Here is a 26,320-nt window from a genome sequence, read left to right as displayed (position 1 = left end):
AATGTTCACAGCGAAGAACAAGGGCCGGCTCGCCATTGGCGCAGTCGTGGTCGGGGCGGCATTGGCCCTGTCAGGGTGCGCGTCGGGTGATCCACTGGACACCGGATCGAATGCCCCGGGTGACAGCACCACGATCACTGTCGGCTCGCAGGCCTACTACTCCAACGAGATCATCGCGGAGATCTACTCCCAGGCGCTTGAGGACGCCGGATTCACGGTCGAGCGCCAGTTCAACATCGGCCAGCGCGACGCGTACCTGCCGTCGCTCGAGAATGGTGATGTCGACCTCTTCCCCGAATACACCGGGAACCTGTTGCAGTTCTATGACGCCAAGACCACCGCGACCACCCCGGATGACGTGTACGCCGCTCTCGCCGGTGCCCTCCCCGACAGCCTGACCGTGCTCGACCAGGCCTCGGCCACCGACCAGGACTCGTACAACGTCACGGCCAAGTTCGCCGCCGACAACAACCTGAAGAGCCTCGCCGACCTGGCGAACGTGACCACGCCCCTCACCCTCGGTGGCAACGCCGAGCTCGAAGAGCGTCCGTATGGCCCCGCCGGGTTACTCGCCACCTATGGCGCGACCGTAGGTTTCTCGGCCACCGGTGACACCACGGTCCAGGACCTCATCGCAGGTACCGTCAACATCGCGAACGTCTACAGCGCAGATCCACGCATCCAGACCGAGAAGCTCGTGACGCTGGACGACCCGGAGGGGCTGTTCCTCGCCTCGAACGTCGTTCCGCTCGTGAACGCCGACATCGCCGACTCCATCGCGGATGTCATCAACGCCGTGCAGGCGAAGCTGACTCCCGAGGCCCTCGTCGCCATGAACGTCGAGTCCACGGTCGACCAGCAGTCGTCAGCCGACATTGCCACCAAGTGGCTGAAGGACAATGACCTGCTGTCGTAGGATCCGGTCGGTGTAGAACCGTGTCGAAGGAGGGGGCGGATGCTGCGGCATCCGCGCCCTTTGCGTTTCAGTCGACCGGATCTGCGGTGTTCGCATCCCCGTCGCCACGGTGGTTCATGTGTCGCGACTCCCTGCGCTCGATGATTTTCCTGACGACCACGACGACAATCGAGAAGACCAGGATGATGCCGACGAAGAGGTAGCCGGCGTAGTGCAGGCGGTCGATCATGGCGGTGAAGCTGTCGGCGGCGAGACTGCCGACCGAGACGTAGGCGAAGCTCCAGATCACGGATGCCGGCAGCGTCCAGGCCATGAACCTGCGGTAGCTCATCGTGCTCATGCCGACCGTCACCGGAACGAGCGCGTGGAGCACGGGAAGGAATCGCGAGATGAACACGGCGATTCCGCCCCGTCGGTCGATGTAGTTCTCGGCGCGGATCCAGTTCTTCTCGCCCAGTCGGCGGCCAAGCCTCGACGCGCGTATTCTCGGTCCGAAGAATCGGCCGAGCATGAACCCGATGCTCTCCCCACCTAGTGCACCGATGATGACGGCGATGGCCAGGGCGAAATATTCGAGCGGACCGTTGACCGCCGTGGCGGCGACGACCACGATCGTGTCTCCTGGAATGACCAGGCCGATGAAGATCGAGGTCTCGAGCAGGATCCCCACACCGGCAAGGATTGTGCGCAGCGTCGGATCGATCGACTGGACGATCGCCAGGATCCACGCGAGCCCGCCGCTGAGCAACTCACCCAGCCATTCGACGGGATTGGTGACCTGCGCAGCGAGTTCGAGCATCGGTCAGATCGCCCTGCGCAGCGTGTCGAGGCGTGCCTGCCACGCTGCGAGCCGACCCGGTTGCTCAGCGAGTTCCGGCCCGTCGACCCAGGCCGTTGCGATGCGGATGCCATGCAGGGCGCTCAGCACCCACAGCTCCGTTCCGTCGAGCTCCCCGGGCGTGACAGCTTCTTCGTGGGTGTCGAGACCGAGCGCCGTCGCGAGTGTGAGCGCGCTCCTGGTCGTCACGCTGTTGACGCGGGGCAGGTCGGTCGGGGGACCGCACAGGATGTCTCCGCGCCACCAGAGCAGGCCGGAATAGGCCCCCTCCACCACCAGCCCATCCTCCGAGAGGATCACGGCCTCGGAGGCGCCCAGCGGTTGCACGGCTGAGCGGATGCGCAGCATGGCCCCGAGGTCCGGCCCCTTCACGCCCGGTTGGGTGCGCGGTTCCCGCCCATTCCACGTGGCGAGCACCGCGGTTCGCTGGCGTTCAGGGGCGGTGCGCAGCCTGAATACGAGCCGACCGTTGGAATGCTGCTCGACCCGGGGAAACCAGTCGCCATGCTTCGGGATGGCGTCGATCACGGCATCCCAGAACGATTCTGCGCCCGGGGCATTGTTGAGAAATCGCTCCCGGTGGAGCCCGATCGCCAGCACCCGACCGTCATTGACGAACCAGGAATCCGCGGCGACCATCGACGAATCGCTCATCTCGCAGTATTCGAGCGGCACGAGGGCATCGTCATGCCACCGGGAGATCGACGCGACACTCATAGTCTTAGGTTATGCCCCGTGTGCTGAGTGCTTCCCTTGGTCGCTGGGTCGATCCCGCCGTCGCCTACAGGGCCATCTGCGGCGATTCGGATTCCGCGTTCTGGCTTGACAGCGGGCAGGGCGCCACGACCGGCACGAGCTACATCGGGCTCGCCTCCGAGGTCAGGACGGAATTCGACGGGCCGGTGCTGGATTGGCTGCGCGACTCTCTCGCGGCGGAGCAGGTGGATACCTCGGATGCCCCACCCGGGTTCACCCTCGGCTGGGTCGGCTGGCTCGGGTATGAACTGCGCGGCGAGACCATGGCGATGCCCGTCGAACGACCGTCGCGGTATCCGGATGCCGCATGGCTGAGGATCGAGCGCGCGCTCGCCTTCGACCACTCGACCGGGCTTGTCACAGTGATGGCGCTCGACGACGCCGAAGCGTGGCGCACCGAAGTGCTGGACGCCCTCTCACGCGACGCCCCGCCTCCCGTTGCGCAGGGAGCCATGGGAGACGTGACCTGGGCGCACCGGGACGACGAATACCTGGAGATGATTGCACAGTGCCAGCAAGCGATCGTCGAGGGTGACGCCTACCTGCTGTGCCTGACGACAGAGGTTCGCGTGGGGGGCAGCCCCGACCCTGTCTCGACCTACCTCGCGCTGCGCGAATCGAGCCCCACGCATCACGGTGCGCTGGTGCGTGCAGGAGGTGTGTCACTGCTGAGCGCGAGCCCCGAGCAGTTTCTCACTGTGAGCACTGCCGGGATCGTGACAACCAGTCCCATGAAGGGCACCCGGCCCAGGGGCAGCACCGAAGCGGGGGACTGGCTGCTCCGACACGAACTCGAGGACAGCGTGAAGGAGCGCGCGGAGAACGTCATGATCGTCGACCTGATGCGCAACGACATCGGAAGGGTGTCGAAGCCGGGCACGGTCGGGGTGATTGGCCTCCTCGCCGTCGAGAGCTACGCCCAGGTGCACCAGCTCGTCAGCACGGTTCGCGGCGAACTGGCGGACGGCCTGACCGGCGTCGACGCGATCGGCGCCTGCTTCCCGGCCGGTTCCATGACCGGAGCACCCAAGCTGTCGGCGACCACGATCCTCGATCGGCTTGAGCGGAGACCGCGGGGAATTTACTCCGGAGCCTTCGGGTACGTCGGCTTCGATGGTGCGATCGATCTCGCCATGGTCATCCGGTCGATCATCATCGATCAGGATGGCGCCACGATCGGTACCGGCGGCGGAATCACCGCTCTGTCTGTGCCTGAGGAGGAGCTGGCTGAGACGAAACTCAAGGTGGCAGCGCTGCTCGCGGCGCTGGGAGGGCCCGCCTCCTGAGGCGAACAAGAAGACCGCAGGCGTAACCGGTAACCTTGGCGGGGTCGTTCGCCCTGCCGCGACGGCCCCCGATCAACGGCGATCGTCACCAGCCCCAACCTGAAGTGAGAAACAAGTGACCGAGCCCCGCGATCCAGACCACCGCGACGAGCGTGACGACAGCCACGGCTACGACATCGCGGCGATCCAGGCTAAGTGGCAGCCGATCTGGGACGAGCTGAAGCCGTTCGCGACGGACAACCCAGCCGACAAACGGCCGCGCAAATACATCCTCGACATGTTTCCTTATCCCTCGGGAGACCTCCACATGGGTCATGCCGAGGCTTATGCCTTTGGCGATATCGCCGCCCGGTATTGGCGCCAGCGTGGATTCAACGTGCTGCACCCCATCGGCTGGGACTCCTTCGGCCTTCCCGCGGAGAATGCGGCGATCGAGCGCGGCATCGACCCCGTCGGCTGGACCTATGACAACATCGCGCAGCAGAAGGCGAGCATGCGCCGCTACGGCGTCTCGTTCGACTGGAGCCGGGTGCTGCACACCAGCGACCCTGAGTACTACAAATGGACCCAGTGGCTGTTCCTGAAGCTCTACGAGAAGGGACTCGCCTACCGTAAAGAGAGCTGGGTCAACTGGGATCCGAAAGACCAGACAGTCCTGGCTAATGAGCAGGTGCTGCCCGATGGCACGTCTGAGCGCTCCGGTGCGATGGTCGTCAAGAAGAAGCTCACCCAGTGGTACTTCAGGATCACCGATTACGCGGATCGCCTGCTCGACGACCTGAACCAGCTCGAGGGTTCGTGGCCGACCAAAGTGCTGTCGATGCAACGCAACTGGATCGGCCGGTCCATCGGCGCGGACGTCGACTTCGAGATCGAAGGCAGAGACGGCAAACTCACGGTCTTCACGACCCGCCCCGACACGCTCTACGGCGTGACCTTTATGGTCGTCGCCCCTGACTCAGACCTGGCGGCCGAACTCGTCGCCGGTTCCACGCCAGCGGTCCAGGAGGCCTTCGCGGGATACCTCGCCTCAGCCCAGAAGAATACCGAGATCGAACGCCAGGACGCCACGAGGGAGAAAACGGGCATCCCGCTGGAGCGCTTCGCGATAAACCCGGTGACGGGCGAGCGCATCCCCATCTGGACCTCGGATTATGTTCTCGCCGACTACGGCCACGGCGCCGTGATGTCGGTGCCAGCCCACGACCAGCGTGACCTCGACTTTGCCATCAAATTCGACCTGCCCGTGCGCGTGGTGCTCGACGTCAACGCGCCCATGACCGGCTCGATCCCCGTGCTCGAACTCGACGAGAACGGCATGGCGATCCTGCCGGATGACCTTCCACCGCTCGACCCGAGGGCGACAGGCAAGGCGCTCATCGGTGACGGTCGCATGCTCAACTCGGGACCGCTCGACGGACTCAGCAAGAACAACGCGATCAAGAAGGTCATCGAGCAGCTGGAAGCCGCCGGCACCGGCCGCGCAGCCAAGACCTACCGGCTTCGTGACTGGCTGATTTCACGCCAGCGGTTCTGGGGCACACCGATCCCGATCATCCACGGTGACGATGGCGAGCTCATGGCGGTGCCGTTCGAGCAGCTTCCCGTCGTGCTTCCCCCGACCGACGGTCTCGACCTGAAGCCGAAGGGGCAGTCACCGCTGGCTGCCGCGGAGAACTGGATCACCGTGCCAGACCCGCGCGACGGCCGCCCGGCCCGCCGCGACGCCGACACGATGGACACCTTCGTCGACAGTTCGTGGTACTTCCTTCGATTCCTGTCGCCGAACGATCCTGACAAGGCATTCGACGTTGCGGAGGCCGAGAAGTGGGCTCCGGTCGACCAGTACGTCGGAGGCGTCGAGCACGCCATCCTGCACCTGCTGTACGCGCGTTTCATCACGAAGGTGCTCTTCGACCTCGGGTACGTCAGCTTCACCGAACCCTTCAGTGCCTTGCTCAACCAGGGCATGGTGCTGTCTGAGGGCAAGAAGATGTCAAAGCGCAGCCCGAAGGGCACGACGTTCACGGCCGAGGTCGATAAGTACGGCGCAGATGCCCTGCGGCTGACCCTCGCGTTCGCGGGGCCGCCCGAAGACAACATCAACTGGGAGGATGTCTCACCGGCTGCGTCTGCGAAATTCCTCGCCCGCGCGTTCCGGCTCGCCATCGACGTCACGAGCGCTCCCGAGATCGAGTGGAAGACGGGGGATGCGGCGCTTCGCCGCCAAACCCATCGCTTCCTCGCCGATGGTCCGGCGCTCGCGGAGACCCTCAAGTTCAACGTGCTCGTCGCCCGCATCATGGAGCTCACCAACGCGACGCGTAAGGTCATCGACGTCGGCGCAGGCGGCGGCGACGCGGCAGTGCGCGAGGCGGTCGAGGTCATCACGATCGCGCTGAGCATGTTCGCGCCGTTCACGGCCGAAGAGATGTGGGAGCGGTTGGGTTACCAGCCGACAGTGGCGCTCGCCGGGTGGCGAAAGGCCGATCCGACACTGCTGGTCGAGGAGTCGGTGACAGCCATCGTGCAGGTCGACGGCAAGGTGCGGGACCGTATCGAGGTGGCGCCGAAGATCTCGACCGATGCGCTCGAAGCGCTGGCACGGGCATCCGTCGCCGTCGCTCGGGCCACGGTCGGTCGGGAGATCGTCAACGTGATCGTGCGAGCCCCTCGACTCGTGAACATCGCGACAAAGCCCGCGTAATCCACCGGGGTCTGCCCTGGGCCGAGAACGGGGAGGCGTTCACGTAGCGTTCGAACGTGGACGACCTTCCAGACCCGCGGCGGGCACGACTTCGCGTCAAGGTCGGCGCGGTTATCGTGCTCCTGCTGGTTGCACTCGGCTGCGCGGTACTCGTTGCGGCCCTGCGCGACCACGGGACCGCGGCAAACGTCACCCGGACGGCTTTGAGCGAGACGACGGGAGCTCCTGGCGCTGCGCTCCAGGCGCCGGCGCGGTCGCCCGCTGTTCTGGTTGATGCCGCGGCGCACCACGTCAGGGTCGACGCCGTAGCGACGGCCACGCAGACTGTGTTGCCGGGTCGCGGCTCGTTCGAGGTCTACCTGGGATTCGTTGACGGCGTGCCGGTGTCCGTCCCTGCACTCGTCTTCGGAGAGGGTCCGGCGCAGCGCCTGGGAATCGGAACGAGAATCGCGCTCGACGGAACCGTGGTGCGCGCCGAAGCCGGGGACGATCGCGCGTTCCTGTTCTTCCCCGACGAACCGCCTGTTGTCGTCGAATCGCCGCCGTGGTACCTCGACTGGGCGTGTCGGGGGACATAGTTAGGTTGCGTGATGGGTCACGCGATCCTGAATAGCTTCAAACAGGACGTGACCGGCCGAATGATTTGGTAACTCAAGACTGTCGAAGACCGTCTTCGACTCGTCAGAGCATTTGAGGCTACCCAAACGATGGAGGACACATGTCCGGGCACCAAGCCGATATGTCGGAGGGGACTGCTGCATGGATGGGTGACATCTGATCTGGCTTGCCCGGGAGGGCGGCCTGGAAGGATGGCATCGTGCCTAAGCCCTATCCCACCGAGTTCCGTGATGACGTTGTGCGCGTCGCGAGGAACCGTGAGTCCGGAGTGACGATCGAGCAGATCGCGAAAGACTTCGGCGTTCATCCAATGACGTTGCAGAAGTGCACGCAGCGCGCGGCTGGCGATGACGGCTCGAAGCCCGGCCAGTCCCGGGTGGAGGGCGTGGAGCTCCATGAAGCGCGGAAGCGGATCCGGCTGCTGGAGCAGGAGAACGAGATCCTGCGGAAAGCGGCGGCGTATTTGTCGCAGGCAAACCTGCCTGGAAAAGGTTCTACCCGCTCGTGACAGAGCTCGCCGTCACGGGGATCCCCGTGACGGTGATGTGCCGGGTCTGAAGCTCTCTCGCCAGCCCTACTACCGGTGGCTTGCGAACCCGATCACGCCCAGCGAGGTGGTGGAGGCCCTTCGTGCGAACGCGTTGTTCGACGCGCATCGCGATGACCCGAGTTTGGGCACCGGCTCCTCGCCGACGAGGCTCGTGACGCCGGCGAGGCGATGGCCGATCAGACCGCGTGGCGGATCGCGTCGAGCAACGGATGGTGGTCCGCGTTCGGGAAGAAGCGAGGCCGCAACGGCAAGAAGCCCGCTCCTGCGATCCACGACGACCTGTGCACCGTGACCGACGAAAACGGGCGGATCCGCCACGAGTTCACCGCGACCGGCCCGAACCAGCTGTGGTTGACCGATATCACCGAGCACAAAACCGGTGAGGGCAAGCTTTACCGCTGCGCGATCAAGGACGTGTTCGGCAACAAGGTCGTCGGGTACTCAATCGACTCCAGAATGAAGTCGAGCCTCGCCGTCCGGGCACTGGAGAACGCCGTCGCGATGCGTGGCGTTATCGTCGGCCGCGTCGTCCGCAGCGACAGAGGACCGCAATGTCGAAGCCGGAAATTCCTTCGAACCCTAACCCGCCATCGACTCGCCGGATCGATGCGCCGAGTGGCCTCGTGCGGCGATAACGCGGCCATGGAATCGTTCTTCGCGCTGCTGCAGAAAATGTCCTCGACCGCTAATCCTGGACCACCCGCGAACAGCTGCGAATCGCGATCGTGACCTGGATCGAGCGCACTTACCACCGACGGCGTCGACAAGCAGCGCTCGGCCGTTTGACCCCGATCGACTTCGAGACCATCATGAACACGCCAGCCGCACTGGCTGCGTGACTAAAAACTGTCACCTAACCGCGCAGCAAACCCACACCTGCCGCGCACACATGCCGCAGGCTCTTCATGTTTATCCCGAAGCAGTTTCTGGTGGCTATTACATCTTGAATGCAGCCGTCTGAGCGAACCGGCGCACCGCGGGTAGGGCCGGGCCTAAGTTTCAATAGGCCCGGCCCTGGGTGAAGCGTTGGCTCAGCGCAGCACGCCGCAGACTGCCGGGTCCGTTGCCTCTGCAGGGAACGCTGGGTTGAGTTCGCTCGCGCCCTCTTCGCTGAAGCTGTAAATGGCGTCGTCGTTGTAGTCGATCCCGTGGATCACGACCACACCCTCTCCTTCGCGGATCGAGTCGGCGATCTGCTTGGCCGTTCCGCCACCGGCTGCATAGCCAGTTCCTGCGACGTCAGTGAACTCGATATTGTCGCGGCTGTAGTTGAAGATGCCGTCTTTCGCGACAGGGTAGCGATCCACAGCAAGCAAGCTCGCTGGGGTCGTGTCTCCCGTCGTTGTGAGCGAGACAACGACAGGACCGTACGCGGGCAGGCCCTCGACAGTGTTGATTCGACCGTCCTTGTTATCGTCCTGGGCCAAGGTCGGGCATTCATTCAATGCCTGATTGCCGTAGTGAATGTGCTGCGCGTGCGGAGCGTCCGGGGTTAGACCCGTCGCATGCACCTCGATGTGCTGGATTTTCTGGTTGCGCACGATCGCAGTCGCGGTTCCGGACGCTCCTGAGCCATTCAACTCGCTCAGCGTGGCGGTAAGCGTCACGGCCTTGTCTGCGCCTTTTCCGTGCGATGCACCAGAGTTATCGGCTGATGCAGCACTTGCTCCGACCGTTGTCGCTGCGAACAGCACTAAGACTGTTGCGCCGAGGGTCGTCATTGACTTCTTCATTGTGGGTTGCTCCTAGGTAAGCGATCCGGCAGGAAGGATCCCTCCTGCTACTCAATCTTCGGAGCCCTTGCTCAAATCGATTGGGACCAAATGTCACGGGCCCATGGCGGGTGGCCAGGTGACCTTCTTCGATCCGTGGTGCGTGAATTGACCCTCAACTGAACGGTATTGAGGCTTAGAGCGCACTCAGGTGACAAGGTGAACGTCACGCCCCAGGGTCGGGAAGCGGCCCGGATCGGAAGCTATGAAGCCGGAGGAATACGAACGCAACTACCACGCTGAAACAAACGGCGCGTCACAAGACGGAGCCGCCAATAACACGGCGGCATGAAATCCGGGACGGTTCAGCCACGCTGACCAGTGGATCGAGGCCTACTGGTACCTCTGGTCTGTGTGGGTGGTGTGTGATCACTCGTCAGCTTGTTGATATTCGCGTTTAGAACATCGCGTGGTGCACGGACCATCAGTACCGTCAGGTGACGTCCCTTTGGGTGGTGTGCTTTCGCTTCCCCGGGTGGGGTCAGTCATTCGAGCTTAGGCGGAGACGAGTTCGGGGGGATGTTCACCTCTTCGAGGGTGTCGGCCGGCTCGTTCATGGTCTTCAATCCGAGCATCGTGCATCGAGGATTCGGAGAATTAGCGTCGTTCGCCGGCTTCGCACTCGTCGTGCTGTTCGACCAGGACGGCGTCGGCAAGCCGGAGCAGGGCGGCCGGGTTCGGGAAGACGCCGACGACGTCGGTGCGGCGTTTGATCTCCTTGTTCACTCGTTCCAGCGGGTGCGTGGACCAGATCTGACGCCAATGCCGTTGCGGGAAACCAGCGAACGCGAGCAGGTCAGGCCTGGCGTCGTCGAGCATCGCCGCGACCTTCGGATGCGACCGGCGCAGCATCGTGGTGACCTCAACAAACTGTTTCGCGATGTGCTCACGGTCGGGTTGGGCGAAGACAGTGCGGATGATCGAGGCGACCATATCCTGCGACCCTTTCGGCACGATCGAGAGAACGTTGCGCATGAAATGGATCCGGCATCGCTGCCATGACGCGCCTTGGAACACGGTCCCGATCGCTTTCTTCAACCCGGAGTGGGCGTCGGACATGACCAGCTTGACCCCGTCGACGTCACGCACTTTCAGCGAGCGGAGAAAGCTGGTCCAGAACCCTTCATTCTCGGTGTCTCCGACGTCGAAACCGAGCACTTCCCGGCGTCCGTCGGCGGCTACCCCGACGGCGACGACGATTGCCTGCGACACGATCCGGTGGTGGCCCGTGCTTTGCAGTAGGTCGCGTTGAGGAACACGTACGGATAGTCAAGAGTCGACAGGGTTCGGTCCCGGAACTGCGCCACCTCCGTATCCAGGCCGGCACAGATCCGGGAAACCTCCGATTTCGAGATCCCGGTATCAGCACCCAACGCTTTGACGAGGTCGTCGACTTTCCGGGTCGAGACGCCATGCAAATAGGCTTCCATTACAACGGCGAATAAGGCCTGGTCGATCCATCTCCGCCTCTCGAGCAGGGCGGGGAAGAACGTTCCGGCCCGAAGCTTCGGGATCCGCAGGTCGAGTTCCCCAGCTGTAGTGGTCAGGGTCCGCGAACGGGTCCCGTTGTGGTGAGCGGTGCGATCCTCGGTGCGTTCGAACGGAGCAGCACCGATGAACGCGGACGCTTCCGCGTCGATCAGCTCCTGGTGCAACGTCTCGGTCGCGACCCGGATCCGGTCGGTGACATCGGTGAGTTTGAGCTCGCCAAGAAGGTCAAGCCGGGCTCTGGTCTAGAGCCATCGTGTGTATGTGTCTTTCTGTGAGTGACTTTGATCGGTACTCACTGACCATCACACGGTGGCTCTCAACGTCGACGAAGCAACGCTCAAGAACCCGAAACCACACCACTCACGGGGACGTCACCACATTTTCTCATCATCCGTCGCCGTCGCCGTCGCCGTCGCTCGGGCCACGGTCGGTCGGGAGATCGTCAACGTGATCGTGCGAGCCCCTCGACTCGTGAACATCGCGACAAAGCCCGCGTAATCCACCGGGGTCTGCCCTGGGCCGAGAACGGGGAGGCGTTCTCGTAGCGTTCGAACGTGGACGACCTTCCAGACCCGCGGCGGGCACGACTTCGCGTCAAGGTCGGCGCGGTTATCGTGCTCCTGCTGGTTGCACTCGGCTGCGCGGTACTGGTTGCGGCCCTGCGCGACCAGGGGACCGCGGCAAACGTCACCCGGACGGCTTCGAGCGAGACGACGGGAGCTCCTGGCGCTGGAACTCCTGGCGCTGGCGCTGGCGCTGGCGCTGGAGCTCCTGGCGCTGGAGCTGCTGGTGCTGCCTCGAGCTCGGGCGGCCGGATCTTTGTGCACATCCTCGGCGCTGTCGAGCGACCCGGGCTGTATTCGCTCGCCGAAGGTGACCGCGCGATCGATGCCGTCGCGGCAGCTGGTGGATTTCTCGACACGGCAGACCAGCGCCAAGTGAACCTGGCCCGGTTCGTCGTCGATGGCGAGCAGATCGCTGTGCCCGCGATCGGCGAGATCCCTGATGTAGCTGCCGGCGTTGCCGGCACGGCTGTCGGTGGCAAGGTGAACATCAACACCGCTGACGAAGCCGGTCTCGACACGCTGCCGAGGGTCGGCCCGGCTATGGCGACCCGCATCATCGCGTATCGGGAGGCCAACGGCAGATTCATCACGATCGAAGACCTGATGAACGTGACGGGGGTCGGCGATAAGACCTTCGAGGGCCTCCGCGACCTGGTCACCGTGTGAGAATCGATCTCCGGCTGGCAATCCCGGCCGTCGGGGGATGGATCGCGGCCGGTGTGATCATCGGGTGGCCCGAGGCAGCGGTTCCAGCACTCGTGCTGGCGTGGATGGCCGCGGGTTGCCTCGCCCTCGTGCGGCCGCGCGTGGCACTCGCCGCTGCGGCAGTCGCGTTGTGCTGCACGTCTGTTGCGCTCCAGGCGCCGGCGCGGTCGCCCGCTGTTCTGGTTGATGCCGCGGCGCACCACGTCAGGGTCGACGCCGTAGCGACGGCCACGCAGACTGTGTTGCCGGGTCGCGGCTCGTTCGAGGTCTACCTGGGATTCGTTGACGGCGTGCCGGTGTCCGTCCCTGCACTCGTCTTCGGAGAGGGTCCGGCGCAGCGCCTGGGAATCGGAACGAGAATCGCGCTCGACGGAACCGTGGTGCGCGCCGAAGCCGGGGACGATCGCGCGTTCCTGTTCTTCCCCGACGAACCGCCTGTTGTCGTCGAATCGCCGCCGTGGTACCTCGACTGGGCAAACGGCCTGCGCGGCGAATTCCTGCGTGCGACGCAGCAACTGCCCGGCAACGGCGGCGATCTGCTTCCCGGCCTCGCCATCGGTGACACCGCTGCGGTGTCCACAGAGCTGGACAGCGCCATGAAGTCGAGTTCGTTGAGCCACCTGACCGCGGTGTCGGGTGCGAACTGCGCGATCGTCGTCGGGCTGGTGATGCTTGCGGGCGGGGCGCTGGGGCTGCCGAGATGGCTCAGGATCGGGGCATCCATCCTGATGCTGCTCGCCTTCGTCGTGCTGGTCACCCCGGAGCCGAGCGTGCTGCGTGCGGCTGTGATGGCCACGCTCGTGCTGGTGGCGCTGCTGGGTGGACGACCGGCCAGGGGCCTGCCGATCCTGTCCCTCGCCACGATGTCGCTATTGGCCATGGATCCCTGGCTGGCCAGAAACTTCGGCTTCGTGCTCTCAGTGCTCGCCACCGCTGGCCTCCTGCTGCTCGCGGGGCCGCTCGCCGGCGGTCTCGGGCGCTGGCTGCCCCGCTGGCTGGCACTGGTCATCGCGGTTCCGCTCGCCGCCCAGCTCGCGTGCCAGCCGGTGATCGTGCTGCTCAACGCGTCGCTGCCGACATACGGCGTGATCGCGAATATCCTGGCCGCACCCGCGGCACCCATCGCCACGGTCGTCGGGCTCGCGGCGTGCATCGCGCTGGTGGTCGTGCCGCCGCTGGGGCCGCTTCTGTGCCAGCTGGCATGGCTGCCGTCGGCGTGGATCGCCTCGGTAGCGACCTTCTTCGCCGCGGCTCCCGGCGCACAGCTGCCCTGGCCCGAGGGGGTTGCGGGGCTGGCGCTGCTCGTTGGCACGAGCGCCTGCGCGGTTCTGGCGGTTCTCGGCCGGGGTCGATGGCGGCGGTGGTCCGGGGCGGCGATCATCGTGGCGTCGGTGGTGTACATCGGGGTGGTCGCGGGGCTGCGGGTCGGCGAGCAATGGGGCAGGCCCGCCGACTGGCAGATGGCCGGATGCGACGTCGGCCAGGGTGACGCATTCATCGTCCGCAGCGCGGGAATGGTCGCCCTCCTCGACACCGGCCCCGATCCAGCACCGCTGGCCGCCTGCCTCGAAGATCTCGGTATCGACCGCATCGACCTGCTCGTGCTCACCCACTACGACAAAGATCACATCGGCGGTGTCGAGGCTGTGATCGGTCACGTTGACTATGCGATCATCGGCCCCGCAGGCGAGCCGAAAGATGACGATATCGCCGCATCCCTGAGAGCGGGAGGAGCCGAGGTGCAGCAGGTATCGAGGGGGCCGAGCGGCCTTCTCGGTGAGTTGCGCTGGCACGTGCTCTGGCCGCCTGCGCGGCTATCGGGGATCGAACCGGGCAACCCGGCCAGCGTGACTGTCGAGTTCGACCCGGTGGGCGAATGCCGCCATGGATGTTTCAGTTCGATTTTTCTGGGCGACCTGGGTGAGGAATCCCAGGATCGGTTACTCGCCACGAATCCGCTGGGCGAAGTCGACGTGGTGAAGGTGGCTCATCACGGCTCCGCCGACCAGAGCGCTCGGTTGTACGAGCGGCTCGACGCGGTGGTGGGCATGATGGGTGTCGGCATAGACAACGGCTATGGGCATCCGACAGTGAGCCTTCTCGACATTCTCGACAGCACAGGCACTGCCGCGCTCCGCACAGACCAGCACGGGCTCATCCTGTTGTCACCCGGGGAGGAGCCCGGTGCTATCTCCGTGTGGACCGAGCACTAGTGGGCGCTCCAGTGTCGGGCCCGCGCAATAGGCTTGGCCGGTGGCAGCCTCCAAAATCGCGATACCCCAGCTGGCCTTCAACAAGGTGCGTCCCGCACCCGTCGTGCTCGTCACCGGCCCCGAGGGCTTTCTGGCCGATCGCGCCATCCGGGCGCTTCGCGAGCTGTTGAAGGCCGAGGATCCGAGTCTCGAGATCCACGATCTCGAAGCCGACCAGTATTCCCCCGGGGAACTGATCACTCTCGCCAGCCCCTCGCTGTTCAACGAACCGCGGCTGATCAGAGTCGTGAACGTGGAGAAGTGCACGGATGCCTTCATCACCGAGACGATCGCCTATCTCGCCCATCCCGCGGATGACACGTATGTCATCCTGCGTCATGCCGGAGGAGTGCGCGGAAAGAAACTCCTCGATGCCATTCGAGGCGGGGCTGGCGGCGGCATCGAGATCACGTGTCTCGAGCTGAAGAAAGATTCCGAGAAGACCGATTTCGCGGCATCCGAGTTCGCGACAGCGGGCCGGAGAGTAACGGGTGGTGCACTTCGATCCCTCGTCTCGGCGTTCTCTGGCGATCTGGCCGAGCTCGCGTCGGCCTGCCAGCAGTTGCTCGCCGATGACAGCGACGAGATCACCGAGGTGACGGTCGAGCGCTACTATTCCGGCCGAGTGGAGACGAATGCGTTCAAGGTGGCCGACGCCGCCATTGCCGGGCGCACCGGCGAGGCGCTGGTGTTGCTTCGCCACGCCCTGTCGTCCGGCGCCGACCCCGTACCGATCGTGGCGGCTTTCGCATCCAAGATCCGAACTATGGCGAAGATCTCGGGTACGAACGCGCCGTCGGGCCAGCTTGCGTCGAAGCTGGGTCTCGCGCCGTGGCAGATCGACCGTGGCCGACGTGACCTGCAGGGCTGGAACGACGAGGGGCTCGGCAACTGCATCGAAGCAATCGCTGCGACGGATGCCCAGATCAAGGGTCTCGGCCGCGATTCGGTCTTCGCGCTCGAGCGCATGGTCACCGTGATCGCGGCTCGCGGGTACTGAGGGTTCGCTCCGCAGGAGTCATGCCGTCGCTCGACCATTCGTGATTGGACCCTCGGTCGGCCGCAGTTGCATGCGGATCGACTTCGCGAGCGGCTGGTCGTACGTCAGGGCGACGTCGATGGCAGTGAGGGGGAGGTCCGGAAGCGGGAGCCTCGGAAGCATCAGTCCCGGCGGCATCTGTCCCGGAAGCATCCAGTGCCGGCACGCAGTTCCGCCGTACCGCAGGACCGCTAGCCGTTGCTTGCGGCTCGGGAGTCACATGGCCCGGAAACGCAAAAATGCCCCCGCCTGACGGCGAGGGCATTTCGTTGAAGACCGTGATTACAGCGATGCAACCTGCTTGGCGATGGCCGACTTGCGGTTTGCAGCCTGGTTCTTGTGGATGACGCCCTTGGCGGCAGCCTTGTCGAGCTTCTTGCCTGCGACGACGAGCGAAGCAGCAGCGGCAGCCTTGTCGCCGGTGGCGATCGCGGTGCGAGCGGCGCGGACGGCAGTCTTGACCTCGCTCTTGACGGCGCGGTTGCGGTCCTGCGACTTCTTGTTGGTCAGGATCCGCTTGATCTGCGACTTGATATTTGCCACGTTGTTGTACCTTCTCGTTCGTTGAGTGATGATGGGCAGCCGAGGGGATCGTCGTCGTGAGACGACCAATCCTGCTCGATCCCGGCTGCATTCGCGTGATCAAAGACCCCGCGCAAGCCAAGGAGCAACGATACCAGCGTGGTGGAGCTATGGCAATTGCGCGACCCCAGCGCAGAGGGAGTTTGCGACGCTCATCGATCATCCAAATGAAGGAGATTTCTGGTTTCGTGAGTCTCTCACGGGCGAATGGGACCCGACCCAGCGAAATGTCCTTCATTTGGCGAAGAGTGCGGGCCGGTCAGGGCGTAATAGCCTGTGATCATGCCTTCGATCGCCGCCCACATCACCGCAGTCCCCGGTAGCGGCATCCGTCGCATCCACGAGATCGCGTTGACGATGGATGACGTCATCTCGCTCGCCGTGGGGGAGCCTGATGTGGCAGTCTCCCCGCACATCGGGGCGGCCGCAGCCGAGGCGTGGCATCGCGACGCCACCAACTACACGGCCAACGGCGGGATCGCACCCCTCCGACAGGCGATCGTGCAGAAGCTCGCGCGAGATAACGACGTGCATGTCGACACCGAACAGGTGTGGGTCACTGTCGGCGCGACCCAGGGGCTGCACCAGGCTATGGCGATCACTCTGGCCCCGGGAGACGAGGTTCTGCTGCCTGATCCCGGATACACCACCTTCACCATGAACGCTCACATGCTCGCTGCGACGCCCGTGCCGTATCCGTTACGGGCCGATGCCGGCTTCATGCCCGACATAGCGGATCTCGAAACCCTCGTCACGGCGAAGTCCCGCGCCATCATCGTCAACTCGCCATCCAACCCGCTCGGCACCGTCTTCCCGCCGGAGTTACTGCAGCAGTTGCTCGACTTCGCGAAGCGACACGATCTCTGGGTCATCAGCGATGAGGTCTACGAAGCGTTCACATGGAGCCAGCCCCATGTCAGCATCGCGAGCCTCGACTCCGACGACAGGGTCTTCTCGGTCTTCTCCCTGTCGAAGACCTATGCGATGACAGGGGTCAGGATCGGGTATCTCGTAACCCCGCCCGGGCTCGCCCACACCATGCGCACCGTGCAGGAGGCCACGATCAGCTGCGCGAGCGAGCCTGGTCAGTTCGCGGCTCTCGCGGCGATCACCGGTTCGCAGCATCCGGTCTCCGACGCGCGCGCGCACTACCGGGATAACCTCGCGGCCGCGACTCGACTGCTCGACTCACGCGGTATCGGCTATCTCCAGCCGGGTGGCACGTTCTATCTATGGATCGACATGTGTCATGCCTCGGATGGGGATGTCGCGGGCTGGGCGGAGACCTTCCTGCTGCAGGACCGGGTCTCCGTCGCACCAGGCAGCGCGTTCGGTCGCTCTGGCGAGGGCTGGATACGTGTCAGCCTGGCCGCAGAGCGCACGTCGCTGCTGGAGGGCCTCGGGCGGTTGCCCTCCCCGAAAACCGGGGGTTAGCCGGATACCTCGTGCCGGCGCCGATTCGTAGCGTTGAGCTATGACAACGACAGCCCCCACCACCCCGATCCACACCCCCGCCACCACCTCTGCAGATCGCGTTCTCGGAATCTTCGCGCTCGTCTTCGGCATCGCGTCGATCGCCCTGGGTTTCCAGTTCGTCTTCGCCGTCGCCGGACTGGTTCTCGGAATCCTCTCACTTCGGCGTGAACCGACCGCGAGGGGCCTCGCGATCACCGGCATCATCACGAGCGGTGTGACGCTCGCTGGCAGCCTGATCGCTGCGATGGTCGCCCTCGCCGTCTTCCCGTTCATCGCGCTTGCCGCCCTCTGGAGCTAGCACGCCCGTGCTGCAGTGCCGTGCCGTGTGCCGTACCGCCGAGGCGAGAGGCGTGCTCACCGGCCCAATTTTTGCACTCTGGCTGGTGTCACTGACGACAGGTTGACGCGGGCTGACGGGATGGTCGCAATCACCGGAGTCGTCTCAGACTTCCACATGGGCGTACGGCCTCGATCGGCCCGCGTTTGCTCGAGGAGGCCCGGTCGCATCAGGGACGCCACGTGAGCATGTGGGTGCTTCGAAATGCTAAAGAGGTGTGGAGCCAGCTGGCTCCACACCTCTTTAGCTGGTTGTGATTATCTGGGTGCGATGGCCTTGCGGCGCATCGAGAGCAGGACGAATCCGACGCCGGTTGCGAGCAGTACGCCGGCCGCTATGGTCGCGCTCATCGGGTCCACGCCCGTGTTGGCAAGCGTTGCGGCGGGGGTGGTGGGCGTGGCGGGGGCCGGCGGTGCCACAACAGCGGCCTCGGTGACCGAGAATGTCGTCGTCGCGAAGAACAGGCCACTTCGTCCGTCCGAGAAGGTGAAGATGTAGTCGCCTACTTCTCCTGGCGCGCCAAGAAAACTGACTAGGACGTTGCCATCGCCGTCCGCCACGAAGTCTTCAGTTCCATCCGAGGACGGACCGGAAAAACCAACGACGACAGTTTCATCGGGAGCGAAGCCCGAGGCAGTGATGGTGACCTCGGTTGTCGTGTCGGATGCAACCACGCTCGTGGGGTTCGCGGTCGCAGTCGGCGCGGTCGCGAATAGGTAGTTGTCAGTGTCCCAGCCAATGGCGCGCACGATAACGGTGTCGCCGGCGTTGACGAACACGCCGAAGGCAAGCACTTGTGCGAGCTCACCCTGGTCGAGAAGTTGCACGTGGGTGGCGAGCGGCGCCGCGGTGCCTGCCGCGGTCTCACTGAAGGCGCGACTGTTGATCCAGTCGCCGTCCAGATTGTTGGGGTCAACCGGACGCAGTGTGGTGAACTGCTTATCTTCGGCACCGCCCGGTTCACCGAACACGGAGATCTGATAGAAAGCGTCTCCGCTGACGGTGCTCACACCGAGGCCAGCCGCTGCCGCGAGGGTCACGTCACCCGCATCAGCGGGATCTCCGTTGAGCAGTTGGTAACCGTTGGTGCCGCCCACGATCTCGAGGCCCGCTGCGGACTGGGTGGCCGATCCGTCTCCATCGGTGATGGTGCCTGCGAACCAACCCGCCGAGTACGGGGAGGTTTCCGCAGGAACCGGATTCGGGACGGTGACCTGAATCGTGGCAGCGCTGGCGGGCAGGGCGCCAAGGAGGAGGGAACCGGCAACGAGTGCCACTCCGGTGACTCCGGCGCCGAATGATCTGAGCTTCATATGACGAATCCGTTTTCTGTGCGGTGCGTGTCGGCGGAGGTCGCCTGTGTAAAAACGTAACAGATACTCAGGAAATGTGAAGCTTATGTTGAGGAATGATCCGGCCACTTCAGGGAAGACGTTCGGCCCGCACGTGCGCCGTCCGAGCAGCACGGTGGTCCCGGTGCACGCGGGATGGTGGGGCCGCGCGCAGCGTGCCCGCACTTTCTCGTAAACTTAGGACGGCCCAGCAGTCAGGGCCGCTACGAGAGGCACGCGTTGAGTCCCAGAGCCACCACGGTGTTACAGCCGGCTTCCACCGACCCCGCGTTCATTCGCAACTTCTGCATCATCGCTCACATCGACCACGGCAAGTCGACACTTGCCGACCGGATGCTCGGAATCACCGGTGTGGTCTCGGATCGTGACATGCGAGCCCAGTATCTCGACCGCATGGACATCGAGCGCGAGCGCGGCATCACGATCAAGAGCCAGGCGGTCCGGATGCCCTGGGCGCTCGATGGCCAGTCTTTTGCGCTCAACATGATCGACACCCCCGGTCACGTCGACTTCACCTACGAGGTCTCGCGCAGTCTCGCCGCCTGCGAGGGCGCAATCCTTCTGGTTGATGCTGCCCAGGGCATCGAGGCGCAGACTCTCGCCAACCTGTACCTGGCCCTCGATAACGATCTCACGATCATCCCGGTGCTCAACAAGATCGACCTGCCTGCGGCCGACCCGGACAAGTACGCGAAAGAACTGGCGAGCCTCATCGGCGGCAGGCCGGAGGACGTTCTGCGGGTGAGTGGCAAGACCGGCATGGGCGTCGAACAACTGCTAGACCGGGTGGTGGAGTTGATTCCAGCACCGCAGGGCGACCCGAACGCTCCCAGCCGCGCGATGATCTTCGACTCCGTCTACGACTCATACCGCGGCGTGATCACCTACGTGCGCATGATCGACGGGCACCTGAGCCCTCGCGAACGCATCCAGATGATGTCGACGCGTGCGGTGCATGAACTGCTCGAGATCGGCGTCTCCAGCCCCGAACCGACCTCGACCAAGGGGCTGGGCGTCGGTGAGGTCGGCTATCTGATCACCGGTGTGAAGGACGTGCGCCAGTCGAAGGTGGGCGATACCGTCACGAACGCCCAGCGACCATCGACGACGGCGCTCGCGGGCTACACCGACCCGAAGCCCATGGTGTTCTCCGGTCTCTACCCGATCGACGGCAGCGACTATCCGGTGCTGCGCGAGGCGCTCGACAAGCTGAAGCTCTCTGACGCTTCGTTGAATTACGAGCCGGAAACCTCCGTAGCACTCGGTTTCGGGTTCCGCTGCGGCTTTCTCGGCCTGCTCCATCTCGAGATCGTGACGGAACGCCTGGAGCGCGAGTTCGGGCTCGACCTGATCTCGACCGCTCCGAGCGTGCCGTACGAGGTGATGACCGAGGACAAGAAGCAGTACACCGTCACCAACCCGAGTGAGTTCCCGTCTGGCACGAAGATCGCGCACGTCAGCGAACCGATGGTGCGGGCCGCCATCCTCGCTCCCAAGGATTACGTCGGCACCATCATGGAGCTGTGCCAGTCCCGCCGTGGCACCCTCATCGGCATGGATTACCTTGGTGAGGACCGGGTCGAGATCAAATACACGATCCCGCTCGGCGAGATCGTGTTCGACTTTTTCGACCAGCTGAAGAGCAAGACCGCAGGCTACGCGAGCCTCGACTACGAGCCATCCGGTGAGGCCGAGGCTGACCTGGTTAAGGTGGACATCCTGCTTCAGGGCGAGGCCGTCGACGCCTTCAGCGCCATTGTGCATCGTGATAAGGCGTATGCCTACGGCGTGCTGATGACGGAGCGACTGAAGAAACTGATCCCTCGCCAGCAGTTCGAGGTGCCGATCCAGGCGGCAATCGGTGCGCGCATCATCGCGCGCGAGTCGATCAGTGCGATCCGCAAAGACGTGCTCGCCAAGTGCTACGGGGGTGACATCACGCGCAAGCGCAAGCTCCTCGAGAAGCAGAAAGAGGGCAAAAAGCGCATGAAGATGGTGGGTCGCGTCGAGGTGCCACAGGAGGCGTTCGTTGCAGCGCTGACGGGCGACGTCGAGAAGAAGGACAAGAAGTAACCCAGCCTCGCAACAACCCTCGGCCGGTTGCGCGGATCCTCACCCCAAGCCAGCTTGCACGGATACGCTGGCGAAGGTGAGCGACTACCGACCCCCAGTATCCGATCTTCTCCTCGTTCTCGAGCATGTCGTCGACTACTCATCTGTTGCGGCCCTTCCCGGCTCGGAACGTGCAGGCCTTGAGACAGTGACGGGCCTGCTGGATGAGTGCGGTGCGCTAACGGGAAGCGGTGTGTTCATGGCAAAGGTCATCGCCTCCACCAATCGAGCCAGCGACACCGTGGGGGCTGCGGGCGACAACACGCGCGCTCAGCGCAACGCCGACGGTTCCGTGGCCCCGCCACCGGGGTTCGTCGATGCGTATCGCAGGTACGTGGACCACGGCTGGGGTTTCATCCCGTTCCCGGAGCAGTCCGGCGGCGGCTTTCCGCATACGGTGGGGCTCGCGACCCAGGAGATGATGCCGTCGGTCTTAATGACGTTCTCGCTCGGCTCGCTGCTCACGCAGGGCGCGATCGACGCCCTGCTGCACTACGGGAGCGACAAACAGAAGACGCGCTCCCTGCCGAAGATGATCACCGGGGAGTGGACCGGCACCATGAACCTCATGGGACCCCAGGCCGGATCCGACGTCGATGCGCTCACGAGGCGGGCGGTCGCGACGAGGGCGCTCGCGACCGACGCCGAATCCGTGGGACAGCGCAACGCGGTGTCGGCGCTGTCTGTCGAACACAGGCTGGCCTTCCGTGGCTCGCCCACCTGCATGATGGCCCAAGACAATGTGACGGGCGACCTTATCGGCGAGGAGAATGAGGGCATGCGCATCAGATTTCACAGGATGGATATCACGCGGCTCTCGGTCGGCATGCAGGAGCTCGCGATCGCCGCCACCGGAACGGGCAGCGCCGCGCTCGCCCGGGCCCTGTTCGCACCCAGTGATAACGAGCGTGCGCGGTGACCGCACCCGAAGAGCTCGAGCTGACCTACGATGCGGTGGGTGCCACCGCTGACCCGTTCGCGGCATCCTCACCGCCCGAGGGTTACCGCGGCATCGAGAAGACTGCCCGGATCGGTGCGGGATCGGCCCACTTCGCCGCCGCGGCCGATGCGGTGCTCGCGTGGGGTGTGCAGCGCAACAGCGGCTTCGGCATCCGGGGTTCGCAGTCCGTGATCGAGGGCAGCACCGTCACACTGCTCATTCCGTTCGGTCCGTTCAGGGTGCCTGCGGCGGCTCGGGTCGTGTACGTTCTGCGCGAGCCGCGACGTGTTGGTTTCGCGTATGGCACTCTGCCGGGGCATCCGGAGAATGGCGAAGAGGCATTCCTCGTCGAGCACCGTGACGATGACTCCGTCTGGATCGACATCCGCGCGTTCTCGCGACCGGCGAACCGGCTGTGGTCACTCGTGTCTCCCGTGCTGCGCCTGACCCAGGAGTTCTACACCCGCCGCTACCTTCGCGCACTGGCGGGCCCGCAGGGTTGATCCGGCTCGCGGTGCATTACCGAGCAGCGGGATGGCGGCTGGGCTTGCGGGCACCTGCGAGAATTGGGGGATGAATCGGAACCGTCGGCATGCCTAGCGCCCTGCCGATCGCTGATCCGGCGCCGCTGGACGGGCTCCTGCCGGCCAGCGTGGTCACTGGCGCATCCTCGCGGAACTTCGGCGTGTACCTGCATGTGCCGTTCTGTCGGGTGCGCTGCGGCTACTGCGACTTCAATACCTACACGAGCGACGAACTCCGTGGCGCGAAGCGCGGCAACTTCGCGAGCCAGGCGATCGCCGAAATCGCGCTTGCGCAGTCGGTGCTGCGCGATTCCTCGGTCCCCGAGCGCAAGGCGTCCACCGTGTTCTTCGGAGGAGGAACCCCGACCATCCTCCCCGTCAGCGACCTCGCCGGCATGCTTCACGCGGTGGTGGAGACGTGGGGGCTCGCCGAGGGTGCCGAGGTGACGACGGAGGCGAATCCGGATTCCGTCGATCGTGACTATCTCTTCGCGCTTCGCGCTGCCGGGTTCACCCGTGTCTCGTTCGGGATGCAGTCCGCCGTGCCCTACGTGCTCGCCACCCTGGAGCGCACCCACGATCCCGAGCGGATTCCGCTCGTCGTCCAGTGGGCGCGGGAAGCCGGGCTGCAGGTCAGCCTCGACCTGATCTACGGCACACCGGGGGAGACTCTCGCCGATTGGGAGATATCCGTCTCCCAGGCCCTGGCGCAGCATCCCGACCACATCTCGGCCTATGCGCTCATCATCGAGGACGGTACGAAACTGGCCGGCCAGATCCGGCGCGGGCTTGTCGCGATGCCCGATGACGACGTGCAGGCCGATATGTACGAGCTCGCCGATTCACGTTTTTCGGCCGCCGGTTACCAGTGGTACGAGGTGTCGAACTGGGCGCGGGATGGGGCCTTTCGCTCAGCCCACAACCTCGGTTACTGGGTGGGACACGACTGGTGGGGAGTCGGCCCCGGAGCCCATAGCCATGTCGGCGGGGTGCGCTGGTGGAACGTCAAGCACCCTGCAGCCTACGCCGATCGCATGGCGGCCGGACTGTCACCTGCGGCGGGCCGGGAGACACTCGACGACGAGACGCGGCGGGTCGAGGCGGTGCTGCTCCAGACCCGGGTTCGGGCTGGCCTGCCGGTCGCGAGGCTTGATCCAGCCGGTCGCACGGCGGTCGCAGGGCTCATCGCCGATGAACTGGTGGATGCGCGCGCGGCCCTCGCGGGCCGGGTCGAGCTGACTATGCGCGGCAGGCTGTTGGCCGACGCCGTCGTGCGTCGCCTGCTTGACGACTGAACCTCGACGACTGAACCTCGACGACTGAACCTCGACGACTGAACCTCGACGACTGAACCTCGACGACTGAACCTCGACGACTGAACCTCGACGACTGAACCTCGACGACTGAACCTCTTAGCTGACGAACTTGATAGCGAGCGGGTACTGGTAGATCTGCCCATTGTTCGCAGCGATCGCGGCCATGATGCCGAAGACGATCGACAGCACCCAGGCGGCCAGGATGATCAGCAGGCCGATCCCGATCAGTGACGTGACGGTTCCGGCGACGTAGGCGATCATCAGCGTGATCTGGAAGTTCAGGGCTGTGGCCGAGTGGGCGCGGATAAAGGGACCGCGATCCTTCAGCACGATGTAGCCGATCAGCGACGGAAGGAAGGAGAGGATGATCCCCCCGACATGAATCAGTGTCGCCCAGAGTTTCTCGTCGCCCGGGCTCAGCGGCTGAACCGTCGCGTACGGGCTCGTTGGAGGTGTGGATGCTGACATATAACCATTAAAGCAGTCGGGATGGAGATGGCGGCCGATCAACGAAATCAGGCCCGCGAGCAACTGCTCACGGGCCTGGTTTCGGTCTGCGTTACTTAATGAGGCGCAGTGCGAACGGGTACCGGTACGCGATGCCGTCCTTCGCCTTGAGAAAGCCCATGATCGAGAAGATGATCGAGACGATGATGATGACCCAGGCGAGGCCGCCGAAAAGGAAGCCGATTCCGAAGGTGACGACGGCCAGCATGCCAGCAAGGATCTGGATTGCCACCTGAGCGATGGTGACGGTGATCTGGAAGTTCAGCGCCTCCTTGGCCTCAGCGTTCGTAAACGACCCGCGATCTTTGAACACCAGCCAGATGATGAGGGACGGGAGGAATCCGATGATGCCACCGAGGTGCGCAAAAGACGCCCATTGGCGATCTTCGGTCTCGGTGAGTGGAACTGACGGGACTGCATGCGGGTTGGGATCGGTCATGAAGATCTGCCTTTCGAGGGGTGACTCCGGCGGATTACCTGGGTCGGTGCTGGGCTGACGTTGCGGCTGAGCTAGGAATCCCCGCTCTGTCTGAGCACAGGGAACACGGTAGTACCTCCCGCGCAGCGCGTGCAACGACCGTTGCACGGTGCGTCACGATAGAATTGGCAGTCAACATGGTGGAGTGCCAGCGGCGAGAGGCGGATGGGGCATGGTTTCAGATCGTGGGCTCGAAGTCCTGCGCGTTATCGTGCAGGACTACGTCGCGTCCAGGGAGCCGGTCGGCTCCAAATCGATCGTCGAGCGCCACTCGTTCGGCGTCTCTGCTGCCACCATCCGCAACGATATGGCACTCCTCGAAGACGAGGAACTGATCACAGCACCCCACACCTCTTCCGGTCGGATTCCGACCGATAAGGGCTACCGCGTCTTCGTTGACCAGCTCGTCGATCTCCGGCCGCTGACCGCGGCCCAGCGTGGTGCGATCGAGGCCTTCCTCGGCCAGTCCGTCGACCTCGATGACGTGCTCGCGCGAACGGTGCGGCTCCTGTCGCAGCTCACTCACCAGGTCGCGCTCGTGCAGTATCCGTCGCTGACGACGGCTCGGGTTCGGCATGTCGAGCTGGTGCCTCTGGCAGAAACCCGCCTGATGACGGTGTTCATCACCGATTCGGGTCGGGTCGAGCAGCGCGTGCTCGACGTAGCGTCACCCATGGATGACGTACTCATCGGCGAGCTCCGCGCGAAACTGAATGCCTCGATCGGTGGGCTCGGGCTGCAGGATGCCGCAGCCAAACTGGCCACATTCGTCGAAGGTTTCGCACCGGAGCGACACCCCGTGGTGCAGCAGATCGTGGCGAGCCTGTCTGAGCAGGTGCTGGCCAATAAGCAGGACCGGCTCATCATGGCGGGCACGGCGAACCTTGCCCGCACTGAAGATGATTTCAGCGGCAGTATCTTCCCGGTGCTCGAAGCCATCGAGGAGCAGGTGATCCTGCTCAGGCTTTTCGGTGAGATGGAGATCCAGCCCGGTGGCGTTCTCGCTCGGATCGGTCGGGAGAACGCGGGATATGGCCTCGGTGAAACATCCGTGGTCACCAGCGGATATTCGTCGTCCGGAGGAAGTATGGCGCGACTCGGGGTGTTGGGCCCTACACGCATGGATTACTCGAACAACATGGCCGCGGTGCGAGCAGTAGCTCGCTATCTTTCGCGGCTTCTCGGCACGGAATAACTGAG

The 26,320-nt window shown here is 64.4% G+C and carries 22 protein-coding genes and 2 pseudogenes; 16 read left to right on the top strand and 8 right to left on the bottom strand.

Going from position 1 to position 26,320, the window contains the following annotated elements; translation table 11 throughout:
- Position 1: 1 nt before the first annotated feature.
- Positions 2 to 916 (top strand): ABC transporter substrate-binding protein, encoded by a 915-nt coding sequence (locus IEW81_RS01945; RefSeq protein WP_097060756.1) that lies wholly within the window; start codon positions 2 to 4, stop codon positions 914 to 916.
- 67 nt (positions 917 to 983) lie between these two features.
- On the opposite strand, the gene IEW81_RS01940 is transcribed toward IEW81_RS01945, so the two are convergent.
- Positions 984 to 1,715, bottom strand: a complete 732-nt coding sequence (locus tag IEW81_RS01940) for a DedA family protein (protein WP_097060757.1) — start codon at positions 1,713 to 1,715, stop codon at positions 984 to 986.
- 3 nt (positions 1,716 to 1,718) lie between these two features.
- Positions 1,719 to 2,471, bottom strand: coding sequence for an aminotransferase class IV (locus tag IEW81_RS01935; RefSeq protein WP_097060758.1), 753 nt, complete (start codon positions 2,469 to 2,471; stop codon positions 1,719 to 1,721).
- Positions 2,472 to 2,482: 11 nt separating this feature from the next.
- Between IEW81_RS01935 and IEW81_RS01930 the strand changes: the two genes are divergently transcribed.
- From IEW81_RS01930 to IEW81_RS01915, 4 genes and pseudogenes are all read left to right on the top strand, one after another.
- Positions 2,483 to 3,796 (top strand): anthranilate synthase component I family protein, encoded by a 1,314-nt coding sequence (locus IEW81_RS01930; RefSeq protein WP_097060759.1) that lies wholly within the window; start codon positions 2,483 to 2,485, stop codon positions 3,794 to 3,796.
- 115 nt (positions 3,797 to 3,911) lie between these two features.
- Entirely contained in the window at positions 3,912 to 6,503 is a 2,592-nt protein-coding gene (leuS, locus tag IEW81_RS01925) for a leucine--tRNA ligase (protein WP_097060760.1), read from the top strand.
- Positions 6,504 to 6,559: 56 nt separating this feature from the next.
- Positions 6,560 to 7,081 carry a hypothetical protein gene (locus IEW81_RS01920; protein WP_097060761.1) on the top strand — a complete coding sequence of 174 codons (522 nt, stop codon included), beginning with the start codon at positions 6,560 to 6,562 and terminating at the stop codon, positions 7,079 to 7,081.
- Between the two features lie 239 nt (positions 7,082 to 7,320).
- Positions 7,321 to 8,510: pseudogene (locus tag IEW81_RS01915) on the top strand (IS3 family transposase).
- A gap of 192 nt (positions 8,511 to 8,702) precedes the next feature.
- Here the strand turns inward: IEW81_RS01915 and IEW81_RS01910 are convergent.
- Both IEW81_RS01910 and IEW81_RS01905 read right to left on the bottom strand, forming a co-directional pair.
- Entirely contained in the window at positions 8,703 to 9,404 is a 702-nt protein-coding gene (locus IEW81_RS01910; protein WP_143544664.1) for a hypothetical protein, read from the bottom strand.
- A gap of 524 nt (positions 9,405 to 9,928) precedes the next feature.
- Positions 9,929 to 11,186: pseudogene (locus tag IEW81_RS01905) on the bottom strand (IS256 family transposase).
- Between the two features lie 57 nt (positions 11,187 to 11,243).
- On the opposite strand from IEW81_RS01905, the gene IEW81_RS01900 reads away from it, so the two are divergent.
- The 4 genes from IEW81_RS01900 to holA are packed head-to-tail and all read left to right on the top strand — an operon-like array spanning position 11,244 to position 15,457.
- Positions 11,244 to 11,432: a hypothetical protein gene (locus IEW81_RS01900; protein WP_097060763.1), complete on the top strand. Its 189-nt coding sequence runs from the start codon at positions 11,244 to 11,246 to the stop codon at positions 11,430 to 11,432.
- A gap of 56 nt (positions 11,433 to 11,488) precedes the next feature.
- Complete coding sequence (locus IEW81_RS01895; RefSeq protein ID WP_179691839.1) at positions 11,489 to 12,166, top strand: helix-hairpin-helix domain-containing protein; 678 nt, start codon at positions 11,489 to 11,491, stop codon at positions 12,164 to 12,166.
- A complete protein-coding gene (locus IEW81_RS01890) occupies positions 12,163 to 14,418 on the top strand; it encodes a ComEC/Rec2 family competence protein (RefSeq protein WP_097060764.1) in 2,256 nt (751 codons plus the stop codon). Before IEW81_RS01895 ends, IEW81_RS01890 begins: the two co-directional genes overlap by 4 nt.
- Positions 14,419 to 14,458: 40 nt before the next feature.
- Complete coding sequence (gene holA / locus IEW81_RS01885) at positions 14,459 to 15,457, top strand: DNA polymerase III subunit delta (protein WP_097060765.1); 999 nt, start codon at positions 14,459 to 14,461, stop codon at positions 15,455 to 15,457.
- A 321-nt stretch (positions 15,458 to 15,778) separates the two neighbouring features.
- Here the strand turns inward: holA and rpsT are convergent, their stop codons facing one another.
- Complete coding sequence (rpsT, locus tag IEW81_RS01880) at positions 15,779 to 16,039, bottom strand: 30S ribosomal protein S20 (RefSeq protein WP_097060766.1); 261 nt, start codon at positions 16,037 to 16,039, stop codon at positions 15,779 to 15,781.
- Positions 16,040 to 16,360: 321 nt separating this feature from the next.
- Between rpsT and IEW81_RS01875 the strand changes: the two genes are divergently transcribed.
- Both IEW81_RS01875 and IEW81_RS01870 read left to right on the top strand, forming a co-directional pair.
- Positions 16,361 to 17,512, top strand: a complete 1,152-nt coding sequence (locus IEW81_RS01875; protein ID WP_097060949.1) for a pyridoxal phosphate-dependent aminotransferase — start codon at positions 16,361 to 16,363, stop codon at positions 17,510 to 17,512.
- A gap of 40 nt (positions 17,513 to 17,552) precedes the next feature.
- The gene (locus IEW81_RS01870) at positions 17,553 to 17,852 is read left to right on the top strand and encodes a hypothetical protein (protein WP_097060767.1); all 300 of its coding nucleotides are present in this window, start codon (positions 17,553 to 17,555) and stop codon (positions 17,850 to 17,852) included.
- Positions 17,853 to 18,148: 296 nt separating this feature from the next.
- On the opposite strand, the gene IEW81_RS01865 is transcribed toward IEW81_RS01870, so the two are convergent.
- Positions 18,149 to 19,204: an LPXTG cell wall anchor domain-containing protein gene (locus IEW81_RS01865; RefSeq protein ID WP_097060768.1), complete on the bottom strand. Its 1,056-nt coding sequence runs from the start codon at positions 19,202 to 19,204 to the stop codon at positions 18,149 to 18,151.
- Positions 19,205 to 19,462: 258 nt separating this feature from the next.
- Here IEW81_RS01865 and lepA point away from each other — a divergent pair, with 258 nt between their 5' ends.
- From lepA to hemW, 4 genes are all read left to right on the top strand, one after another.
- A complete protein-coding gene (gene lepA / locus IEW81_RS01860; protein WP_097060769.1) occupies positions 19,463 to 21,316 on the top strand; it encodes a translation elongation factor 4 in 1,854 nt (617 codons plus the stop codon).
- Positions 21,317 to 21,392: 76 nt separating this feature from the next.
- On the top strand, positions 21,393 to 22,274 hold the full coding sequence (locus IEW81_RS01855) for an acyl-CoA dehydrogenase family protein (protein WP_097060770.1): 882 nt from the start codon (positions 21,393 to 21,395) through the stop codon (positions 22,272 to 22,274).
- Complete coding sequence (locus IEW81_RS01850) at positions 22,271 to 22,798, top strand: DUF1990 domain-containing protein (protein WP_097060771.1); 528 nt, start codon at positions 22,271 to 22,273, stop codon at positions 22,796 to 22,798. The genes IEW81_RS01855 and IEW81_RS01850 overlap by 4 nt, the downstream gene beginning before the upstream one ends.
- Positions 22,799 to 22,887: 89 nt before the next feature.
- Entirely contained in the window at positions 22,888 to 24,114 is a 1,227-nt protein-coding gene (hemW, locus tag IEW81_RS01845; RefSeq protein WP_097060772.1) for a radical SAM family heme chaperone HemW, read from the top strand.
- Between the two features lie 117 nt (positions 24,115 to 24,231).
- Here the strand turns inward: hemW and IEW81_RS01840 are convergent, their stop codons facing one another.
- Entirely contained in the window at positions 24,232 to 24,603 is a 372-nt protein-coding gene (locus IEW81_RS01840; RefSeq protein WP_097060773.1) for a DUF4870 domain-containing protein, read from the bottom strand.
- A 91-nt stretch (positions 24,604 to 24,694) separates the two neighbouring features.
- The gene (locus IEW81_RS01835; protein WP_097060774.1) at positions 24,695 to 25,081 is read right to left on the bottom strand and encodes a DUF4870 domain-containing protein; all 387 of its coding nucleotides are present in this window, start codon (positions 25,079 to 25,081) and stop codon (positions 24,695 to 24,697) included.
- 211 nt (positions 25,082 to 25,292) lie between these two features.
- Here IEW81_RS01835 and hrcA point away from each other — a divergent pair, with 211 nt between their 5' ends.
- The gene (gene hrcA, locus IEW81_RS01830) at positions 25,293 to 26,315 is read left to right on the top strand and encodes a heat-inducible transcriptional repressor HrcA (RefSeq protein WP_097060775.1); all 1,023 of its coding nucleotides are present in this window, start codon (positions 25,293 to 25,295) and stop codon (positions 26,313 to 26,315) included.
- Positions 26,316 to 26,320: the final 5 nt, after the last annotated feature.

The organism is Salinibacterium xinjiangense (genome assembly GCF_014645015.1).
GTDB classification, from domain to species: Bacteria; Actinomycetota; Actinomycetes; order Actinomycetales; family Microbacteriaceae; genus Rhodoglobus; species Rhodoglobus xinjiangensis.
Note: the sequence above shows the minus strand (reverse complement) of the source record. Positions and strands in the feature narration are given on the sequence as shown.